This window comes from Pseudomonas sp. HMSC057H01 (assembly GCF_001836405.1).
GTDB lineage: Bacteria > Pseudomonadota > Gammaproteobacteria > Pseudomonadales > Pseudomonadaceae > Pseudomonas > Pseudomonas aeruginosa.
On the sequence record NZ_KV828505.1, the window covers coordinates 702 to 1311 of the forward strand.

The following is a 610-nucleotide window of genomic DNA, read 5'->3' on the forward strand; positions in this document are numbered from 1 at the left end:
CCGGGCGATCATCGCGATCCGGCGAAGCTGGTGGAGCTGATCAACCGCGAAGGGGTCGACACGCTGCACTTCGTGCCGTCGATGCTGCAGGCGTTCCTGCAGGATGAAGACGTCGCCTCCTGCACCAGCCTGAAACGCATCGTTTGCAGCGGCGAGGCACTGCCAGCGGACGCCCAGCAGCAGGTGTTCGCCAAGCTGCCGCAGGCCGGCCTCTATAACCTCTATGGCCCGACCGAGGCGGCCATCGACGTCACCCACTGGACCTGCGTGGAGGAGGGCAAGGACACGGTGCCGATCGGCCGGCCGATCGGCAACCTGGGCTGCTACATCCTCGATGGCAACCTGGAGCCGGTACCGGTGGGCGTGCTCGGCGAGCTGTACCTGGCCGGCCGGGGCCTGGCCCGTGGCTACCACCAGCGTCCGGGGCTGACTGCCGAGCGTTTCGTCGCCAGCCCGTTCGTGGCTGGGGAGCGGATGTACCGCACCGGCGACCTGGCGCGCTACCGCGCCGATGGGGTGATCGAGTACGCCGGGCGGATCGACCACCAGGTGAAGCTGCGCGGCCTGCGCATCGAGCTGGGCGAGATCGAGGCGCGCCTGCTGGAGCATC

1 protein-coding gene is annotated in these 610 nt (G+C 69.0%); it reads left to right on the top strand.

The features are described from left to right. The coding region (locus tag HMPREF2581_RS33620; protein ID WP_256565213.1) for an AMP-binding protein at positions 1–610 on the top strand (610 nt) is incomplete at both ends.